This is a genomic window from Micromonospora desertarenae, assembly GCF_056150265.1.
Genome location: NZ_JAXCFQ010000006.1, coordinates 32,915 through 49,418 on the forward strand (window position 1 = coordinate 32,915; position 16,504 = coordinate 49,418).

Sequence of the window (16,504 nt, forward strand, 5' to 3'; positions counted from 1 at the left end):
ACGCATGAGCCCCAGCGAGCCCCTCGCCCCAGCACCGCCAGACGACAAGCCGCCGCAGCGAAGCATCAGGAGTTTCCCCGTGTCCGAGGTAAAGATCAGCGCCGAGCCCCGTACCGAGTTCGGCAAGGGTGGTGCCCGTCGTACCCGCCGGGCCGGCAAGGTGCCCGCCGTGCTGTACGGCCACGGCGAGAAGCCCAAGCACATCGCGCTTCCCGCCCGGGAGTTCGCCGCGGCGATCCGTAAGGGTGGCGCCAACCAGCTCTTCGCGATCGAGGTGAGCGACGGCACCCAGGCGCTGGCGCTGCCGAAGGCGATCCAGCGTGACCCGATCAAGGACACCTTCGAGCACGTCGACCTGCTGCTGGTCCGGCGCGGCGAGAAGGTCACCGTCGACGTCCCGGTCCAGCTGACCGGTGAGGCCGCCAAGGACACCCTGATCGTGCACGACCACGACACCCTCTCGGTGACCGCCGACGCCACCAAGGTGCCGGACCACCTGGAGGCGTCGATCGAGGGCGCCGAGGCCGGTGTCCAGGTCACCGCCGGTGACGTGGCGCTGCCGGCCGGCGTCGAGCTCGCCATCGACCCGGAGCTGCCGGTCGCCACGGTGACCGCCGCCCCGACGGCCGAGCAGCTCGAGGCCACCCTGCCCGAGGTCGAGGAGGCCGCCGAGGAGGCCGAGGCCGAGGTCGGCGAGGTCACCGAGGGCGCCGAGGAAGCTCCGGCCGCCGAGGGCGAGGAGAACGCCGAGGCGCGTACCGAGGCCTGATCGGTTCGCTTCGTGCGACAGGCGTCCCCGAGCGGTTGGGGGCGCCTGTCGGCGTATTCGGATCTGGTGGCAGCGACAGCGGGAGGGGCGGGTCGTGACGGACGAGGCGGGGCCGTGGCTGGTGGTCGGCCTGGGCAACCCGGGCCGGGAGTACGCGGGTAACCGGCACAACGTCGGGTTCATGGTGGCCGACCTGCTGGCCGGGCGGCTGGGCGCGAAGTTCGGCCGGCACAAGCGCGCGGTGGCGGAGGTCGCCGAGGGCCGGCTCGGTTTCGGCGGGCCGAAGCTGGTGCTGGTGAAGCCGCTGACCTACATGAACCTCTCCGGCGGGCCGGTGGCGGCGCTGGCGCAGTTCTACAAGGTCGCTCCGGGTCAGGTGATCGCTGTGCACGACGAGCTGGACATCGGCTACGGGCAGTTGCGGGTGAAGTGCGGCGGCGGCGAGGGCGGGCACAACGGCCTGCGGTCGATGTCGAAGTCGCTGGGCACCAAGGACTACGTGCGGGTGCGGTTCGGCATCGGTCGGCCGCCGGGCCGGCAGGACCCGGCGGACTACGTACTGTCGGATTTCGGCGCGGTGGAGCGCAAGGAGCTGGAGTTCCTGGTGGACCGGGCCGCGGACGTGGTGGAGTCGGTCGTCACCCGCGGCGTGGAGCCGACGCAGAACCTCTACCACGGCTCGTGAGCCGGGCGGGGCGTCCGGGACCGGGCGTCGCCGGCGGGTAGTCTGCGCCTTTCGCCCGAGTGGTGCCGACCGGCGGCGCGGGTCGTCGCCAGGCGCGTCGGGTGGCGCGGGATGGGACGAGGCGACGGGAGCGGAAGTCATGGGCAGTCCTCCGATGATCGACGGCGCGTTCGCCCGCTGGCTGGCGGCCCGGGCCGGTCAGGCGCTGCTGGCGCTGCGGGCCGAGCTGGGGTTCGCCGACGCGGGAGCGCTGAAGTCGGCCGGGGACAAGGTCTCGCACGACCTGATCCGGACCGAGCTGGCGCGCTGGCGGCCGGGTGACGCGGTCCTCTCCGAGGAGGACGAGGGGTCGCGGCTGGCCTGGGCGGCGGAGGTGAACACCGGGGCGGTGTCCCGGCTGACCGCCGACCGGGTGTGGATCGTCGACCCGCTGGACGGCACCCGGGAGTTCGGCGAGGAGGGGCGCTCGGACTGGGCGGTGCACGTGGCGCTCTGGTCGCGTACCGCGCCGACGCCGCACGGGCTGGTCGCCGGGGCGGTCGGGTTGCCGGCGCAGCAGCGGGTGCTGGCCACCGACTATCCGCCGGCGTACCCCCCGCTGACCCTGGAGGCGGCGGCCGCGGGTGGGCGGCGGACGCTCCGGCTGGCGGCCAGCCGGAGCCGGCCGCCGGTTTTCCTCACCGACCTGGCGGAGGACGTCGGGGCGCACCTGGTGCCGATGGGCTCGGCCGGTGCCAAGATCGCGGCGGTGGTGACCGGCGAGGTGGACGCCTACATCCACGCCGGCGGCCAGTACGAGTGGGACTCCGCGGCGCCGGTGGCTGTGGCGACGGCCACCGGGCTGCACGCTTCCCGGATCGATGGTTCTGCGCTGAAATACAACGAGGCGGATCCGCGCCTGCCCGACCTGCTGGTCTGCCGTGCGGATCTCGCCCCCCGGTTGCTTGCGGCGTTGCAGAGACATTCGGGGTAGCCTGAGCGTCTTCCTGACGTACCCGACCGGAAAGGTCTGGAATCGGATGAGCGAGCGAATCGAGCCCCGCCCGTGACCCGCCCCGCCTACCAGGTCTCGCACCTCGACGCGCTGGAGGCCGAGAGCATCTTCGTGATGCGCGAGGTGGTCGCCGAGATGGAGCGGCCGGTGCTGCTCTTCTCCGGCGGCAAGGACTCGATCGTGATGCTGCGGTTGGCCCAGAAGGCGTTCGCGCCGGCCAACATCCCGTTCCCGGTGATGCACGTGGACACCGGGCACAACTTCCCCGAGGTTCTCGAATACCGGGACCGGCGGGTCGCCGAGCTGGGGTTGCAACTGGTGGTGGCGAGCGTGCCGGAGGCGCTGGCCAGCGGGTTGGTGCGCGAGTCGGCCGACGGCATGCGCAACCGGATCCAGACCCCGGTGCTGCTGGACGCGGTGGAGAAGCACCGCTTCGACGCGCTCTTCGGCGGCGCCCGCCGGGACGAGGAGAAGGCCCGGGCCAAGGAACGGGTGTTCAGCTTCCGGGACGAGTTCGGCCAGTGGGACCCGAAGAACCAGCGTCCCGAACTGTGGGCGCTCTACAACGGCCGGCACCACCCGGGCGAGTCGATCCGGGTCTTCCCGCTGTCCAACTGGACCGAGCTGGACGTCTGGCACTACATCGCCCGGGAGCGGATCGCGCTGCCGTCGATCTACTACGCGCACGAGCGCGAGGTGGTCGAGCGGGACGGGATGCTCTACGCGGTCAACGAGTTCTTCCGGCCGCGCGCGGGTGAGGAGCGGTTCAAGGCGCGGGTTCGCTACCGCACGGTCGGCGACGCGTCCTGCACCGCCGCCGTCCGTTCGGACGCCGACACGGTGGAGAAGGTCATCGAGGAGGTCGCCGCCACCCGGATCACCGAGCGCGGTGCGACCCGGGGCGACGACCGGGTCAGCGAGGCCGCCATGGAGGACCGCAAGCGGGAGGGCTACTTCTGATGACCACCGAGACCGTGGCGCCGGCGGCCACCGAGACCTCCGGCCGCCCCATGGACCTGCTGCGTTTCGCCACCGCGGGCAGCGTGGACGACGGCAAGTCGACCCTGATCGGCCGGCTGCTGTACGACACCAAGTCGCTCTTCACCGACCAGCTCGCCGCCGTCGAGGCGGTCAGCGCGGCGCGCGGCGACGAGTACACCAACCTGGCGCTGCTCACCGACGGCCTGCGGGCGGAGCGGGAGCAGGGCATCACCATCGACGTGGCGTACCGCTACTTCGCCACCCCGCGGCGGAAGTTCATCATCGCCGACACCCCCGGGCACATCCAGTACACCCGGAACATGGTCACCGGGGCGTCCACCGCCGACTTGGCGCTGATCCTGGTCGACGCCCGCAAGGGCCTGGTCGAGCAGTCCCGCCGGCACGCCTTCCTCTGCTCGCTGCTGCGGGTCCCGCACCTGGTGCTCTGCGTCAACAAGATGGACCTGGTCGACTTCTCGCAGGAGGTCTTCGAGCGGATCGCCGACGAGTTCACCGCGTTCGCCGCGAAGCTGGAGGTGCCGGACCTGACCGTGGTGCCGGTCTCCGCGCTCAGGGGCGACAACATCGTCAGCCGGTCGGAGAACATGCCCTGGTACGAGGGGCCGTCGCTGCTGCACCACCTGGAGCGGGTGCACATCGCCAGCGACCGCAACCTGGTCGACGTCCGGTTCCCGGTGCAGTACGTGATCCGCCCGCAGTCCACCACCGTGACCGACTACCGGGGCTACGCCGGTCAGGTGGCCTCGGGCGTGCTCAAGCCGGGTGACGAGGTGATGGTGCTGCCGTCCGGGTTCACCAGCCGGATCGCCGCGGTGGAGACCGCCGACGGGCCGGTGGCGGAGGCGTTCCCGCCCATGTCGGTGACCGTACGCCTGGAAGACGAGCTCGACATCTCCCGGGGCGACCTGATCTGCCGGCCGAACAACGCCCCGGCGGTGGCCCAGGACATCGAGGCGATGGTCTGCTGGATGGACGAGACCCGGCCGCTCCAGGTCGGTGGCAAGTACGCCATCAAGCACACCACCCGCTCGGCCCGGGCGATCGTGCGCGGGCTGAACTACCGGCTGGACATCAACTCGCTGCACCGCGACGAGGCGGCCGGCGAACTGCGGCTCAACGAGATCGGCCGGGTGCGGCTGCGGACCACCATCCCGCTGCTCGCCGACGAGTACCGGCGCAACCGCACCACCGGCGGCTTCGTCATCATCGACGAGACCACCAACCGTACGGTCGGCGCCGGCATGATCATCGAAGCCTCCTGACCCGGCCCCGGCGCGCCGGTCAGGAACCTCCGGTCGGGGCGCCCGGGGTCGACAGGGTGGTGCGGGCGGCGAGCCGGGTCCAGATCCGGTAGCCGAGCCAGCGGACGGCCGGCGCGGCGCGGCGGCCGAGCTGGCGCCAGGCGCGGAACGCGAAGATCGCGCAACCGGGGACCAGCAGCAGCGCGCCCGGCACCGGCGCGAGGCTGCCGACCACCAGACCGGCGGCCACGGTCAGGCTGAGCAGCAGGCAGAGCAGCACCGAGGTCGAGCCGAGCTGCCGGCGCAGCTGCCACCGCACCGCCGCCGGCTGCCGGCGCCAGGCCAGCACGCCCGCCGCGGCGACCAGCGGCGGCACCGCCACCGCGGCGGCCAGCCGGGCGGGCCGGCCCGCGTCGCCGAGCGCGCCGGCGATCGTCGCGAACAGCGCCCAGTGCCCGAGGGCGGCCAGCACCAGCAGGTCGAACAGCCGCCAGCACAGCGCGGCGGCGACCGCCTCGTGCGCGGCGGCGGCCCCCGGGTTCTGCGGGTCGGCGGCCAGCGCGGCGGTGAAGCCCCGGGCGGCCCGCCCCGCCCGGTCCCGCGCGGCGTCCAGCAGCGCGAGTTGGCGCAGCGCCGGTTCGTACGCCGGGTCCAGGGCGAGGGCCTGCCGGCAGGCCGCCCGCGCGGCCCGCGGCCGGCCCATCCGGGCGTGCAGGCGGGCGTCGAGCAGGTGTACGTCCGGGATGTGCCGGGCGAGATCCAGCGCGGTGTCGGCGTACCGGCGGGCGACCACCACCCGGGTCGGGTTGCCGAGGGTGAGCAGCGCCTCGGCCAGCAGCGCGTTCGCCTCCCACGACCCCGGCGCCAGGTCCAGCGCCCGCTGGGCGGCGGCCGCCGCGTACCCGGCGTGGCCGGCGGCCAGCAGGATCCGGGCCTTCTCGGCGAGCAGGTGCTCCTTGGCGGTGGCGAAGCCCAGCGCCCGGCCGACCACGCGCATGGCCTCCGCGAGCTGGCCCAGCTCCCGGCGGCAGCGGGCCAGCATGAGCAGCACGCCGACGTGCTCGGGCTGCTCGGCGAGCTGGTCGGTCAGCACCCGTGCCGCGTCGGCGTGCCGCCCGACCCGGATCAGCGCCAGCGCCCGTTCCTGCGCGGTCACACCGGCGTCGCCCACGTCGCCTCCCCAGTCCGTCGCGTCGCCCGCCGGGACACCCTACCGACCGTCGCCTTCGGACCGTCGCCTGGCGGCGGGCCGGGACGGCGGCTCAGTCCAGGCGGGTGGCGCCCGGACCGGGCAGCACGGTCACGTGCCCGGGGGCGGTGAAACCGCGCTCGGCGTACGCGGCCGTGACGGCGGCGGCCACCGGCTCGGCGGCGTCGGCGTCGACCAGGGCGAGGACGCAGCCACCGAACCCGCCGCCGGTCATCCGCGCACCGAGCGCCCCAGCCGCCAGCGCCGCCTCGACGGCGGTGTCGATCTCCGGCACGGTGATCTCGAAGTCGTCCCGCATCGAGGCGTGCGAGGCGGTCAGCAGCGGGCCGATCTCGCGGATCCGGCCGGCCCGCAGCAGCGCGACGGTGTCCAGCACCCGCTGGTCCTCGGTGACCACGTGCCGGACCCGCCGGCGGGTCTCGTCGTCGTCGAGGCGGGCGAGCGCGTCGTCCAGCCCGGCCACCGTGACGTCGCGCAGCGCCGGTACGCCGAGCAGCTCGGCGGCGTGCTCGCAGGACTTGCGGCGGGCCGCGTACTCGCCGTCGGCGTGCCGGTGCGGGGCCCGGCTGTCGACCACCAGCATGGCGAGCCCGGCGGCCTCCAGGTCGAACGGGATGTGCTCGACCGACTCGTCGCGGCAGTCGAGGAAGAGCGCGTGCCCGGCCCGGCAGCGGATGGCGGCGGACTGGTCCATGATCCCGGTCGGCGCGCCGACGTAGGCGTTCTCAGCCCGCTGGGCCAGCCGGGGCCGCCGCTCGGCGGGCAGGTCCAGCCCGGCCAGGTCGACCAGGGCGGCCAGCACGGCCGACTCCAGCGCGGCCGAGGAGGAGAGCCCGGAGCCGAGCGGCACGTCGGAGGCGATCGCCAGCCGGGCGCCGGGCACGCTGTGGCCGGCCTCGCGCAGCGCCCACACCACCCCGGCCACGTACGCGGCCCAGCCGGTGACCCGGCCCGGCGCGGCGACCTCGGCGGCACCGAAGGTGACCGTCTCGCCGGTCAGCTCCGACCAGACGGTCCAGGTCTCGCCGGGCTGGGTGGCGGCCGCCGCCACGGTGCGCAGGGAGAGCGCGAAGGGGAGCACGAAGCCGTCGTTGTAGTCGGTGTGCTCGCCGATCAGGTTGGCCCGCCCGGGAGCCGCCCAGCGGCCCGCCGGCTCCGCCCCGTACGCCTTGCGGAAGCCGGCGGTGGCGCGGGCCGCGACGTCGTCGGTCACCGCTGCTCCAGCACGTGGGCGCGGTAGAAGGCCCAGGCGTCGCCGACCATGTCGTGCAGGGTCGGCTTCCGCGGCACCCAGCCGAGTTCGCTGCGGGCCAGCGCGGACGAGGCGACCAGCTCGGCCGGGTCGCCCTCGCGGCGCGGCGCGACCTCGACCGGCACCGGGTGCCCGGTGACCTCGCGGACCACGTCCACGACCTGCCGGTTGGTGAAGCCGCTGCCGTTGCCGAGGTTGTAGATCCGGTGCTGGCCGCCGGTCGCGGTGTCCAGCGCGAGCAGGTGGGCCCGGGCCAGGTCGGCGACGTGGATGTAGTCGCGCACGCAGGTGCCGTCGACGGTGGGGTAGTCGTCGCCGAAGAGCTGGAGCTTCTCCCGGCGGCCGGCGGCCACCTCGAGCGCGATCGGGATCAGGTGGGTCTCCGGGTCGTGCCGCTCGCCGAGCGCGACGTCGCCGTCGAGGTGCGCGCCGGCCACGTTGAAGTAGCGCAGCGAGACGGCGGCCAGGCCGTGCGCGATCGCCTCGGAGGTGAGCGCCATGTCGACGGCGAGCTTGGTGGCCCCGTACGTGTTGGTGGGGGCCTTGACGGCGGTCTCCGGGATCGGCAGCTCGGTGGGATTGCCGTAGACGGCGGCGGTGGAGGAGAAGACCAGCCGGGGCACCCCGGCGGCGCGGACCGCGTCGAGCAGCGCGAGCGTGCCGACGGTGTTGGTGTGCCAGTAGAGCTCGGGCTTGACCATCGACTCGCCGGCGGCGATCAGGGCGGCGAAGTGCAGCACCCCGTCGAAGCCGGCCTCGGGGGTGACCACCCGGGCCGCCTCGTGGATGGACGCCTCGACGTGGGTCGCCTCGGGGGCGAGCGCGGCCCGGTGCCCGGTGCGCAGGTCGTCGAGGACGACCACCTGGTGCCCGGCGTCCAGCAGCATCCGGGTCACCACGCTGCCGATGAAGCCGGCGCCGCCGGTGACGAGCAGTTTCACGTCGGTCCCCTCCTGCCTGGCCGCTCCGGCCGCGACCATGTGGTGATCACCCTACGGCCGCCGGTCGGGGCGTGCTCCGCGTCCGCTCGCTCGCCATTCCATCATAAACTCTCACGATTAAACAGAGCCGAACATATGCGGTTGCGGGTGGCGACGGCCTCCGCTGTCTACCATCCAAGGCATGCGGGAAGCGGGTCGTCCCGGGCTCCGGCGGCGGACGCGGGAGCGGCCGCGCCGCGAACCGGGCCCGCTCGCCCGGGCGGTCGCCCGGGTCGTGGTCCGCGCCGCGGACGGCGCCACCCGGCTGGTGACCGACCTGCTCGGTGCCAGCCCGGCCGCCGGCCGGGAGCGGATCAGCGAGGCTGACCTGCGCGACCTGGTCGCCGCCAACACGCTGCTGGACCCGGAGGAACGCCGGATCATCGACGAGGTGCTGGTCGCCGGCGCGAGCCTGGTCCGCGAGGTGATGATGCCCCGCACCGAGGTGGTCTTCCTCTCCGCCCGGCTGTCCATCGCCGAGGCGGCCCGGCTGGTCCGCGCCGAGCCGCACACCCGCTACCCGGTGGTCGACGGCACCCACGACGACGTGGTCGGCTTCGTGCACCTGCGCGACGTGCTGCTGCGCCCCGAGGGCGACCCGTGCGCCACGGTCGGCGAGTTGACCCGGGAGGTGAAGCGGCTGCCGGGCAGCAAGCGGGTGCTCGCCGCGCTGACCGAGATGCGCCGGGAGGGGCACCACCTGGCCGTGGTGGTCGACGAGTACGGGGGCACCGCCGGCATCGTCACCTGCGAGGACCTGATCGAGGAGCTGGTCGGGGAGATCCACGGCGAGTACGACGGCCCGCCCGAGCCGGTGCGCGCCGGCCTGCCCGCGGTGGTGGACGGCCGGCTCAACCTCGCCGACTTCGCCGAGCGCACCGGGGTGCGGCTGCCCGCCGGCCCGTACGAGACGGTCGGCGGGTACGTGATGGCGGCGCTGGGCCGGCTGCCGGTGGCCGGCGACGAGGTGCCGGTGGCCGTCGGGCCGGAGGGCGGCCCGGCCGGGGCGGGGGAGCCGCCCGGCGGGTGGCTGCTGCGGGTGCTGGCCCTGGAGGGGCGCCGGGTGGCCCGGCTCGCCGTCTCCGCGGTGCGCCTGCCCGAGCAGCGCCGCGAGGTCGACGCGCCCACCGCTACCGGCCCCAACCGACCCGTGGGGCCGTCATGACGGCCGCCGGGCGTTGCTGACAGAATTGCCGGCATGTCCGACGTTCCCGCCCGCCCCCGTGTCTTCTCCGGCATCCAGCCGACGGCCGACTCGTTCCACCTCGGCAACTATCTGGGTGCGGTGCGGCACTGGGTGGCGTTGCAGGACACCCACGACGCCTTCTACTGCGTGGTCGACCTGCACGCGATCACCGCCGGGCACGACCCGAAGGTGCTGCGGCAGCGCTCCCGGCTGGCCGCCGCGCAGCTGTTCGCGGTCGGGCTGGACCCGGAGCGCAGCACGCTCTTCGTGCAGTCGCAGGTGCCCGAGCACCCGATGCTGGCCTGGGTGCTGGGCTGCATCACCGGCTTCGGCGAGGCCAGCCGGATGACCCAGTTCAAGGACAAGTCGCAGAAGCAGGGCGGCGAGCGGGCCAGCGTCGGCCTGTTCACCTACCCGATCCTGCAGGCCGCCGACATCCTGCTCTACCAGGCCCACGCGGTGCCGGTCGGCGAGGACCAGCGCCAGCACCTGGAGCTCTCCCGCGACCTGGCCCAGCGGTTCAACTCGCTGTTCGGCCCGACCTTCACCGTGCCCGCGCCGCACATCGTGAAGGACACCGCGAAGATCACCGACCTGCAGGACCCGACCGCCAAGATGTCGAAGTCCAGCTCCTCCCCGGCCGGCATCATCGACCTGCTGGAGGACCCGGCCCGGTCGGCCAAGAAGATCCGCTCCGCGGTCACCGACACCGGTCGGGAGATCGTCTTCGACGCCGAGACCAAGCCCGGCATCGCCAACCTGCTCACCATCTACTCCGCGCTGAGCGGGCGGAGCATCGACGACCTGGTGGCCGCCTACGCCGGCAAGGGCTACGGCGACCTGAAGAAGGACCTGGCCGAGGTGGTGGGCGACTTCGTCCGGCCGATCCAGGAGCGCACCCGCGGCTACCTCGACGACCCGGCGCAGCTGGACAAGCTGCTCGCCGCCGGCGCGGAGAAGGCCCGCGCGGTCGCCGCCGCGACCCTGCGCACCGCGTACGAGCGGGTGGGCTTCTTCCCGCCGGTGCGCGGCGAGTAGCGCCGCGCGGCGCGACGGTACGGGTGACGGGTCGGCGGTCGGAGGGGTGGCGCGAAGCGTGGACGGCAGCAACGGGGCGCCGGGGGTGGACGACACCATCCAGATCGGGGTCGCGGTGGACATCCCCGAGCCGTGGGGGGCGATGCTGACCCGACGCCGGGCCGAGGCCGGCGACCCGCAGGCCGCGGACATCCCCGCGCACGTGACGCTGCTCGGGCCGACCGAGATCCCGGTGGCGACGCTGCCCGCCGTGGAGCGGCACCTGGGCGCGGTGGCCGCCGCCCACCTGCCGTTCACCCTGCACCTGCGCGGCACCGGCACGTTCCGGCCGGTGACCCAGGTGGTCTTCGTCGCGGTCGCCGCCGGGATCAGCGAGTGCGAGCTGCTGGCCGCCGCGATCAGCGCCGCCCCCGAGCTGCGGAGGGAGGCCCGCTTCCCGTACCACCCGCACGTCACGGTGGCGCAGGACGTCGCGCCGGAGGCGCTGGACAAGGCGTACGAGGACCTGGCCGACTTCTCCGCGATGTTCGAGGTGGAGGCGTTCACCCTCTTCTCGCACAGCGGGCAGGCCCGGTGGCAACCACGCCGGGACTTCCGGCTGGGCGGCTGACTCCGCCGGCGGCCGGGACGGGCACGCGGCGGGCGGGTTGCCCGCGCGGCGGCCGGGGATCGGCGAGGATGACCGCGTGAACGTGTTCGGCCGCCTGGAGGCGGGCATCGGTCGCCGGTTGGACGCCGCCCGCCACCGTTCCGGCGCGTTCGACCACCTCTGGCGGGCCGGCGCACTCTACGCCGACCTGCTGGGCGGGCGGCTGGCCGCGGCGATCGCCTACTACGGCTTCTTCGCGGTGTTCGCGCTCGCGCTGGTGGCGTACTCGATCTTCGGCGCGATCCTGGAGGACAACGACGAGGTCAGCCTCGCGGCCGCCGACTTCCTCCGGGAGAACCTGCCGTTCCTCGACCCGGTGCAGATCGCCGAGAGCAGCGGCACGGTCGGCGTGGTCGGCCTGGTCATCCTGGTCTTCACCGGGATCGGCTGGGTGGAGGCGATCCGCTCGTCGCAGCGGCTGATGTACGGGTTCAACCAGCAGCCGGGCAACCTGGTGGTCCGCCGGCTGGTCGACCTCGGCGTGCTGATCGTCGTCTTCGTGCTGCTCGGTGTCTCGGTGGCCGCGGTCGACGCGCTGGAGTCACTGCTGCGCTTTCTGCTGCGCAGCACCGGCTCGGTCGGCCTCACCACGATCAGCGCGCTGCTGAGCGTGCTGGTCAACGCGGTGCTGGCCACCCTGCTGCTGGTCGCCGTGCCCCGGCTGCGGATGAGCCGGGCCCGGCTGCGCCCGGTGGTGCTGCTGGTCGCGGTCGGCATCACGCTGCTCAACACCGTCGGGCGCTACTACGTGGTGCGCACCGAGCGGAACCCGGCGTACACCGTGGTGGCCGGGGCGGTGGGTCTGCTGCTCTACCTCTACCTGCTCAACCAGTTGCTGCTCTTCGGCGCGGCGCTGGCCGCGACCAGCTCGCGCGGGCGGGTGGTGGACCTCGCGGCGGGCGACCCGCCGCCGGGCGACCTCGACGTGGACACCGATCCCGGCACCCCGGGCGGGGCCGGATGAGCGAGCGGGAGGAGCCGGTGCTGATCGTCGTCGACCAGGACTCGTCGGTGCCGCCGTACGAGCAGGTGCGCGGGCAGCTCGCGGAGATGGTCGGCGACGGCCGGCTGCCGGTGGGCACCCGGCTGCCCACCGTCCGGCAGCTCGCGGCGGACCTGAACCTGGCCGCGAACACGGTGGCCCGGGCCTACCGGGAACTGGAGGCGGCCGGCCTGCTGCGCACCCGGGGCCGGCACGGCACGTTCGTCGCGCCCGGGCGGGACGACGCGATGGACCGGTTGCAGCGGGCGGCGGCCGAGTACGCGGCGCAGGCGGGCCGGCTCGGGGTGCCACCCGCGGCGGCGCTCGCGCTGGTCCGCGCCGCGCTGGACGCGGCCCGGCCGGGCTGACCGGGACACCCTCGCCCCGGGCCGCGCCACAACGGCGGGGCCGAGGGCGACGGGTGGCCGATGCGCGGACCGGCCCCGTGTCCCGCGCTCTCCGGCGGCCGGACGGGAATGGGAGATTGCCGCCCGGGAGTCCGGCGGGACGGACCATGATGGGCCGGTGGGCGCACTCGTGACGTTGGACCTGCCGGACGACTCGCCGATGCTCGGCCTGCCCTGGATCATCACCTTCGGCCCGCTCGGCGACGCCGACGAGTGGGAGCCGGTGGTCTGCGGCCCGTACGAGCGGGCGCACGCGCTGGCGCTGGCCGAGGCGGTGGTGGCCGAGGAGCAGCTGATGGCGGTGGTCGAGCCGCTGCTGCCGGCGGTCTCCGCGGACCAGATCCGGGGCGAGATCGCGGCCGCGCAGATCGCCGCCGAGGACGAGATCGCGCAGGTCGAGGAGGCCGACCTCTACGGCGACTTCGAGGACACCATCGACGAGGAGCTGGAGGCGGCCGCCGCGGCGGACCAGCGCACCGAGCCGACCCGCGCGCCGAGCGAGGCCGAGCTGCGGGAGGGCTTCCGCCGGATCGCGGCGAAACTCACCGGCACCGGGTCCTGAGCCCGGCGGCGGCCGGTGCCGGCGGCGCGGCCGGTCAGCCGCGCCGGGGCGGGCCGTCCAGCACGCAGAACTCGTTGTCCTCCGGGTCGGCGAGGACGACGAAGCCCTCCTCGCCGGTCTGCCCCACGTCGGCGTGCCGGGCGCCCAGCTCCACCAGCCGGCGCACCTCGGCCGCCGGGTCACCGTCGGCGACCAGGTCCAGGTGCAGCCGGTTCTTGTCCCGTTTCGGGGTGCCGCAACCCTGCAACCAGACGGTGGGCGCGCCGATCGCGTCCGGCGGCGGGTACAGCTTGGCGCTGCCGTCGCCGCCCTGCTCGACCCGGTAGCCGAGCGCCGCGGACCAGAACGCCGCCATCCGGTCGACGTCCGTCACGTCGAGGGTGTACTGAGCCACACGTGCCATCGCAGACCACCTCCGGGGGACCGTCGAGGCACCTCCTACCCCGGCGGGCGGCGGCGACACGTCCGGAATGGACGCCGGCGCCCCGCGGAGCGGACTCCACGAGGCGCCGGCGCCACCTCACCCCCCACCACAAGGGGTCGGTGGCCCAGCCGCCCGTCGGCGCGGGGCACAACGGACGACCAGGTCGATGACGGGTTACCCGCTCAGCGCCGTTCGAACCAGGCAGCCGCGTCGACTCCGAGCAGGTGGCCGGAGCCCTGCCCGGTGAGCGCCTCGCTGGCGGCGATCGGCTCGCCGTAACCGTCGATCAGGGCCGGGGCGCCGCTGATGTTGACCACGCAGGTCAGCACGGCGTCAGCGGCGGCGCGGCTGAAGGCCAGCACGCCCGGCGCGGTCTCCAGCCAGGTCACCGGGCCGGCGTCGGCCGCCAGCGCCGGGTGCTCCCGGCGGATCCGCAGCGCCGTGCGGTAGAGCTCCAGGGTCGAGCCCGGCACGCCGGTCTGGGCGGCGACCGAGAGGGCCTGCCAGGTCGGCGGCGCCGGCAGCCAGCTCAGCTCGCTGCCGGCCGGCCCGAAGCCGTACGGGGCAAGCTCGCCGCTCCACGGGATCGGCACCCGGCAGCCGTCCCGGCTCTCCCCGGTGCGCAGGAACGCCGGGTCCTGGCGCAGCTCGTCGGGAAGGTCGAGCACCTCCGGCAGGCCCAGCTCCTCGCCCTGGTAGAGGTACGCGCAGCCGGGCAGGGCGAGCATCAGCAGGGTGGCCGCGCGGGCCCGGCGCAGCCCCTCCGGGCCGTCACCGTAACGGGTGACGTGCCGCTGCTTGTCGTGGTTGGAGAGCACCCAGGTGGTGGGCGCGCCGACGATGGTGGCCTCGGCCAGCGCGGTGTCGATCACCTTGCGGAACGACTCGGCCGACCAGGTCGCGTCGAGGAAGTCGAAGCTGAACGCCTGGTGCAGCTCGTCGGGGCCGATGTAGCGGGCCAGCCGCTGCGGCGTCTCGGCCCACGCCTCCGCGACCGCCATCCGGCCGCCGGGGTAGCTGTCCAGGATCGGTCGCCAGGCGCGGTAGATGTCGTGCACCTCGTCCTGGTCGAAGTAGGGCAGCCGGCCCTTGCCGAGCAACTCCACCTGGCGCTGGCCGGTGGTCATCGTGCTGAAGCCGACGTCCGGCAGGCCCTCGGCCTTGATCATGCCGTGCGCCACGTCGATCCGGAAGCCGTCCACCCCCCGGTCGAGCCAGAACCGCAGGATGTCCTCGAACTCGGCGCGCACCTCGGGGTGCCGCCAGTTCAGGTCCGGCTGGGCCGGGTCGAACAGGTGCAGGTACCACTGGCCGTCGGGCACCCGGGTCCAGGCCGGGCCGCCGAAGATGCTCTCCCAGTCGTTCGGGGGCAGTTCGCCCTGCTCGCCCTTGCCGTCGGCGAAGAGGTAGCGCGCCCGCTCGGCGGAACCGGGGCCGGCGGCCAGGGCGGCGGAGAACCAGGGGTGCGCGCTGGAGGTGTGGTTGGGCACCAGGTCGACGATGATCCGCAGGCCGAGCGCGTGCGCGTCGGTGATCATGGCGTCGAAGTCGGTGAGGGTGCCGAACATCGGGTCGACGTCGCGGTAGTCGGCGACGTCGTAGCCGCCGTCGACCATCGGCGAGGTGTAGAAGGGGGTCAGCCAGAGCGCGTCCACCCCGAGGTCGCGCAGGTACGGCAGGCGCTCGCGGATGCCGCGCAGGTCGCCGATGCCGTCGCCGTCACTGTCGGCGAAGCTGCGGACGTAGACCTGGTAGACGACGGCGGAGCGCCACCAGTCGGCGTCGGAGGTCTGCGGGGTGGGGTGGCTTGCGGTCATCGAGGCGTTCCCCGTTCTGTGGCGCGGGACGGCGGCATCCCGCGCGGTGCTGGGCGCAAGGGTGCCTGAGCAGAATGCCGCTCCGGCGTTGCAAGAGTCAAGCAGTCTTTGCGCAAGAAATGACGCCGGTCATCGGATCAGGCCGGCACGGCGAGCGCCGGTGGGGCCGGCCGCTGCCCGCCCACCCCGCCGCTGACCGGCCGGTCGCCGGCCGCCCGGGCGACCGCTGTCGAGCCGCGCACCACCAGCTCCGGGCGGAACAGGTACTCCGAGTGCGGCGCGGCGTGCCCGTTGATCTCGTCGACCAGCGCCCGCACCGCGGCCACCGCCATCGCCGCCACCGGCTGGCGCATGGTGGTCAACGGCGGGTCGGTGAACGCCATCAGTGGCGAGTCGTCGTAGCCGACCACGGAGAGGTCGGCCGGCACCGACAGGCCGCGCTGCCGGGCCGCCCGGATGGCGCCGAGCGCCATCAGGTCCGAGCCGCAGACGATCCCGGTGACGCCGCGGTCGAGCAGCCGGCCGGCGGCGGCCTCGCCACCCTCCACACCGAACAGCGACAGCTCGGCCAGCTCGTCGAGGTCGGCGGCGGGCAGCCCGGCCAGCCGGCCCATCGCGCTGCGCCAGCCGGCCACCTTCCGCCGCACCGGCACGAACCGGTCCGGCCCGGTGATCAGGCCGATCCGGCGGTGCCCGAGGGCGACCAGGTGGGCCACCGCCAGCTCCGCGGCCTCGCCGTCGTCGCAGGAGACGAAGGGCGCGGCGATGCCGGGCACGTAGCCGTTGATCATGACGACCGGCAGCGGGCGGGCGATCAGCGCCCGGTAGCGGTCGTGGTTGGCGGCGGTGTCGGCGTGCAGGCCGGAGACGAAGACGATCCCGGAGACCTGCCGGTCCAGCAGCATCTCCACGTACTCGTCCTCGGTGACCCCGCCGGCGGTCTGGGTACACAGCACGGGGGTGAACCCGCTCTGCGCCAGCGTCGACTCGATGACCTGGGCGAAGGCGGGGAAGATCGGGTTGTCCAGCTCCGGGACGACCAGGCCGACCAGCCCGGCGCTGCGCTTGCGCAGCCGGGCCGGGCGCTCGTAGCCGAGCACGTCGAGGGCGGTCAGGACGGCCTGCCGGGTCTCCGGGGCCACTCCCGGGCGGTCGTTGAGCACCCGCGACACCGTGGCCTCGCTGACTTCGGCCTGTTGGGCGATGTCGGACAGTCGAGCGCGCATGGCGGCACTTTAGCTCACGGGCAAGTTCTTGCGTACACTCTTGCAAACCCTTCCATTCTCTGCAACGCCTTGCTAACGTC

General features: G+C 74.0%; 17 protein-coding genes. 11 read left to right on the forward strand and 6 right to left on the reverse strand.

The annotated features are described in order from the left end of the window. The first annotated feature begins 79 nt into the window (after positions 1 to 79). The 5 genes from SM577_RS14385 to SM577_RS14405 all read left to right on the forward strand — a co-directional run bounded on the left by SM577_RS14385 (position 80) and on the right by SM577_RS14405 (position 4,712). A complete protein-coding gene (locus SM577_RS14385; RefSeq protein ID WP_302918335.1) occupies positions 80 to 769 on the forward strand; it encodes a 50S ribosomal protein L25/general stress protein Ctc in 690 nt (229 codons plus the stop codon). A 94-nt stretch (positions 770 to 863) separates the two neighbouring features. Beyond that, a complete protein-coding gene (gene pth / locus SM577_RS14390) occupies positions 864 to 1,454 on the forward strand; it encodes an aminoacyl-tRNA hydrolase (protein WP_302918334.1) in 591 nt (196 codons plus the stop codon). 139 nt (positions 1,455 to 1,593) lie between these two features. Further along, the gene (locus tag SM577_RS14395) at positions 1,594 to 2,427 is read left to right on the forward strand and encodes an inositol monophosphatase family protein (protein WP_302918333.1); all 834 of its coding nucleotides are present in this window, start codon (positions 1,594 to 1,596) and stop codon (positions 2,425 to 2,427) included. A gap of 72 nt (positions 2,428 to 2,499) precedes the next feature. Then, a complete protein-coding gene (gene cysD / locus SM577_RS14400; protein ID WP_302918332.1) occupies positions 2,500 to 3,408 on the forward strand; it encodes a sulfate adenylyltransferase subunit CysD in 909 nt (302 codons plus the stop codon). Then, complete coding sequence (locus SM577_RS14405) at positions 3,408 to 4,712, forward strand: sulfate adenylyltransferase subunit 1 (protein WP_302918331.1); 1,305 nt, start codon at positions 3,408 to 3,410, stop codon at positions 4,710 to 4,712. Before cysD ends, SM577_RS14405 begins: the two co-directional genes overlap by 1 nt. A 19-nt stretch (positions 4,713 to 4,731) precedes the next feature. Here SM577_RS14405 and SM577_RS14410 read toward each other — a convergent pair whose 3' ends face one another. The 3 genes from SM577_RS14410 to galE form a co-directional block, all read right to left on the reverse strand. Continuing rightward, positions 4,732 to 5,862: a tetratricopeptide repeat protein gene (locus tag SM577_RS14410; RefSeq protein ID WP_474587090.1), complete on the reverse strand. Its 1,131-nt coding sequence runs from the start codon at positions 5,860 to 5,862 to the stop codon at positions 4,732 to 4,734. Positions 5,863 to 5,953: 91 nt separating this feature from the next. Continuing rightward, the gene (gene galK, locus SM577_RS14415) at positions 5,954 to 7,114 is read right to left on the reverse strand and encodes a galactokinase (protein WP_474587091.1); all 1,161 of its coding nucleotides are present in this window, start codon (positions 7,112 to 7,114) and stop codon (positions 5,954 to 5,956) included. Next, a complete protein-coding gene (galE, locus tag SM577_RS14420; RefSeq protein ID WP_474581145.1) occupies positions 7,111 to 8,133 on the reverse strand; it encodes a UDP-glucose 4-epimerase GalE in 1,023 nt (340 codons plus the stop codon). The genes galK and galE overlap by 4 nt, the downstream gene beginning before the upstream one ends. 142 nt (positions 8,134 to 8,275) lie before the next feature. Between galE and SM577_RS14425 the strand changes: the two genes are divergently transcribed. The 6 genes from SM577_RS14425 to SM577_RS14450 all read left to right on the forward strand — a co-directional run bounded on the left by SM577_RS14425 (position 8,276) and on the right by SM577_RS14450 (position 12,957). Next, positions 8,276 to 9,298 carry a hemolysin family protein gene (locus SM577_RS14425; protein WP_474587092.1) on the forward strand — a complete coding sequence of 341 codons (1,023 nt, stop codon included), beginning with the start codon at positions 8,276 to 8,278 and terminating at the stop codon, positions 9,296 to 9,298. A 33-nt stretch (positions 9,299 to 9,331) separates the two neighbouring features. Beyond that, positions 9,332 to 10,357 (forward strand): tryptophan--tRNA ligase, encoded by a 1,026-nt coding sequence (trpS, locus tag SM577_RS14430; protein ID WP_302918326.1) that lies wholly within the window; start codon positions 9,332 to 9,334, stop codon positions 10,355 to 10,357. Between the two features lie 46 nt (positions 10,358 to 10,403). Further along, on the forward strand, positions 10,404 to 10,967 hold the full coding sequence (locus tag SM577_RS14435; RefSeq protein ID WP_088996107.1) for a 2'-5' RNA ligase family protein: 564 nt from the start codon (positions 10,404 to 10,406) through the stop codon (positions 10,965 to 10,967). Positions 10,968 to 11,043: 76 nt separating this feature from the next. Then, positions 11,044 to 11,970: a YihY/virulence factor BrkB family protein gene (locus SM577_RS14440; protein WP_302918325.1), complete on the forward strand. Its 927-nt coding sequence runs from the start codon at positions 11,044 to 11,046 to the stop codon at positions 11,968 to 11,970. Beyond that, on the forward strand, positions 11,967 to 12,356 hold the full coding sequence (locus SM577_RS14445) for a GntR family transcriptional regulator (RefSeq protein WP_302918324.1): 390 nt from the start codon (positions 11,967 to 11,969) through the stop codon (positions 12,354 to 12,356). The genes SM577_RS14440 and SM577_RS14445 overlap by 4 nt, the downstream gene beginning before the upstream one ends. Positions 12,357 to 12,513: 157 nt before the next feature. Next, entirely contained in the window at positions 12,514 to 12,957 is a 444-nt protein-coding gene (locus tag SM577_RS14450; protein WP_302918323.1) for a hypothetical protein, read from the forward strand. Positions 12,958 to 12,991: 34 nt separating this feature from the next. Here SM577_RS14450 and SM577_RS14455 read toward each other — a convergent pair whose 3' ends face one another. From SM577_RS14455 to SM577_RS14465, 3 genes are all read right to left on the reverse strand, one after another. Further along, positions 12,992 to 13,360 (reverse strand): VOC family protein, encoded by a 369-nt coding sequence (locus SM577_RS14455; protein WP_302918322.1) that lies wholly within the window; start codon positions 13,358 to 13,360, stop codon positions 12,992 to 12,994. 203 nt (positions 13,361 to 13,563) lie between these two features. Further along, positions 13,564 to 15,198 (reverse strand): glycoside hydrolase family 13 protein, encoded by a 1,635-nt coding sequence (locus SM577_RS14460; RefSeq protein WP_474587093.1) that lies wholly within the window; start codon positions 15,196 to 15,198, stop codon positions 13,564 to 13,566. 137 nt (positions 15,199 to 15,335) lie between these two features. Then, on the reverse strand, positions 15,336 to 16,424 hold the full coding sequence (locus SM577_RS14465) for a LacI family DNA-binding transcriptional regulator (protein ID WP_302918320.1): 1,089 nt from the start codon (positions 16,422 to 16,424) through the stop codon (positions 15,336 to 15,338). Positions 16,425 to 16,504 lie beyond the last annotated feature (80 nt).

Excerpts from the sequence above, each read along its gene's own strand:
- SM577_RS14395 (WP_302918333.1), top strand. The coding sequence starts at position 1,594 with ATGGGCAGTCCTCCGATGATCGACGGCGCGTTCGCCCGCTGGCTGGCG.
- SM577_RS14405 (WP_302918331.1), top strand. The coding sequence starts at position 3,408 with ATGACCACCGAGACCGTGGCGCCGGCGGCCACCGAGACCTCCGGCCGC.
- galE (WP_474581145.1), bottom strand. The coding sequence starts at position 8,133 with ATGGTCGCGGCCGGAGCGGCCAGGCAGGAGGGGACCGACGTGAAACTG.
- SM577_RS14425 (WP_474587092.1), top strand. The coding sequence starts at position 8,276 with ATGCGGGAAGCGGGTCGTCCCGGGCTCCGGCGGCGGACGCGGGAGCGG.
- trpS (WP_302918326.1), top strand. The coding sequence starts at position 9,332 with ATGTCCGACGTTCCCGCCCGCCCCCGTGTCTTCTCCGGCATCCAGCCG.
- SM577_RS14445 (WP_302918324.1), top strand. The coding sequence starts at position 11,967 with ATGAGCGAGCGGGAGGAGCCGGTGCTGATCGTCGTCGACCAGGACTCG.
- SM577_RS14455 (WP_302918322.1), bottom strand. The coding sequence starts at position 13,360 with ATGGCACGTGTGGCTCAGTACACCCTCGACGTGACGGACGTCGACCGG.
- SM577_RS14460 (WP_474587093.1), bottom strand. The coding sequence starts at position 15,198 with ATGACCGCAAGCCACCCCACCCCGCAGACCTCCGACGCCGACTGGTGG.
- SM577_RS14465 (WP_302918320.1), bottom strand. The coding sequence starts at position 16,424 with ATGCGCGCTCGACTGTCCGACATCGCCCAACAGGCCGAAGTCAGCGAG.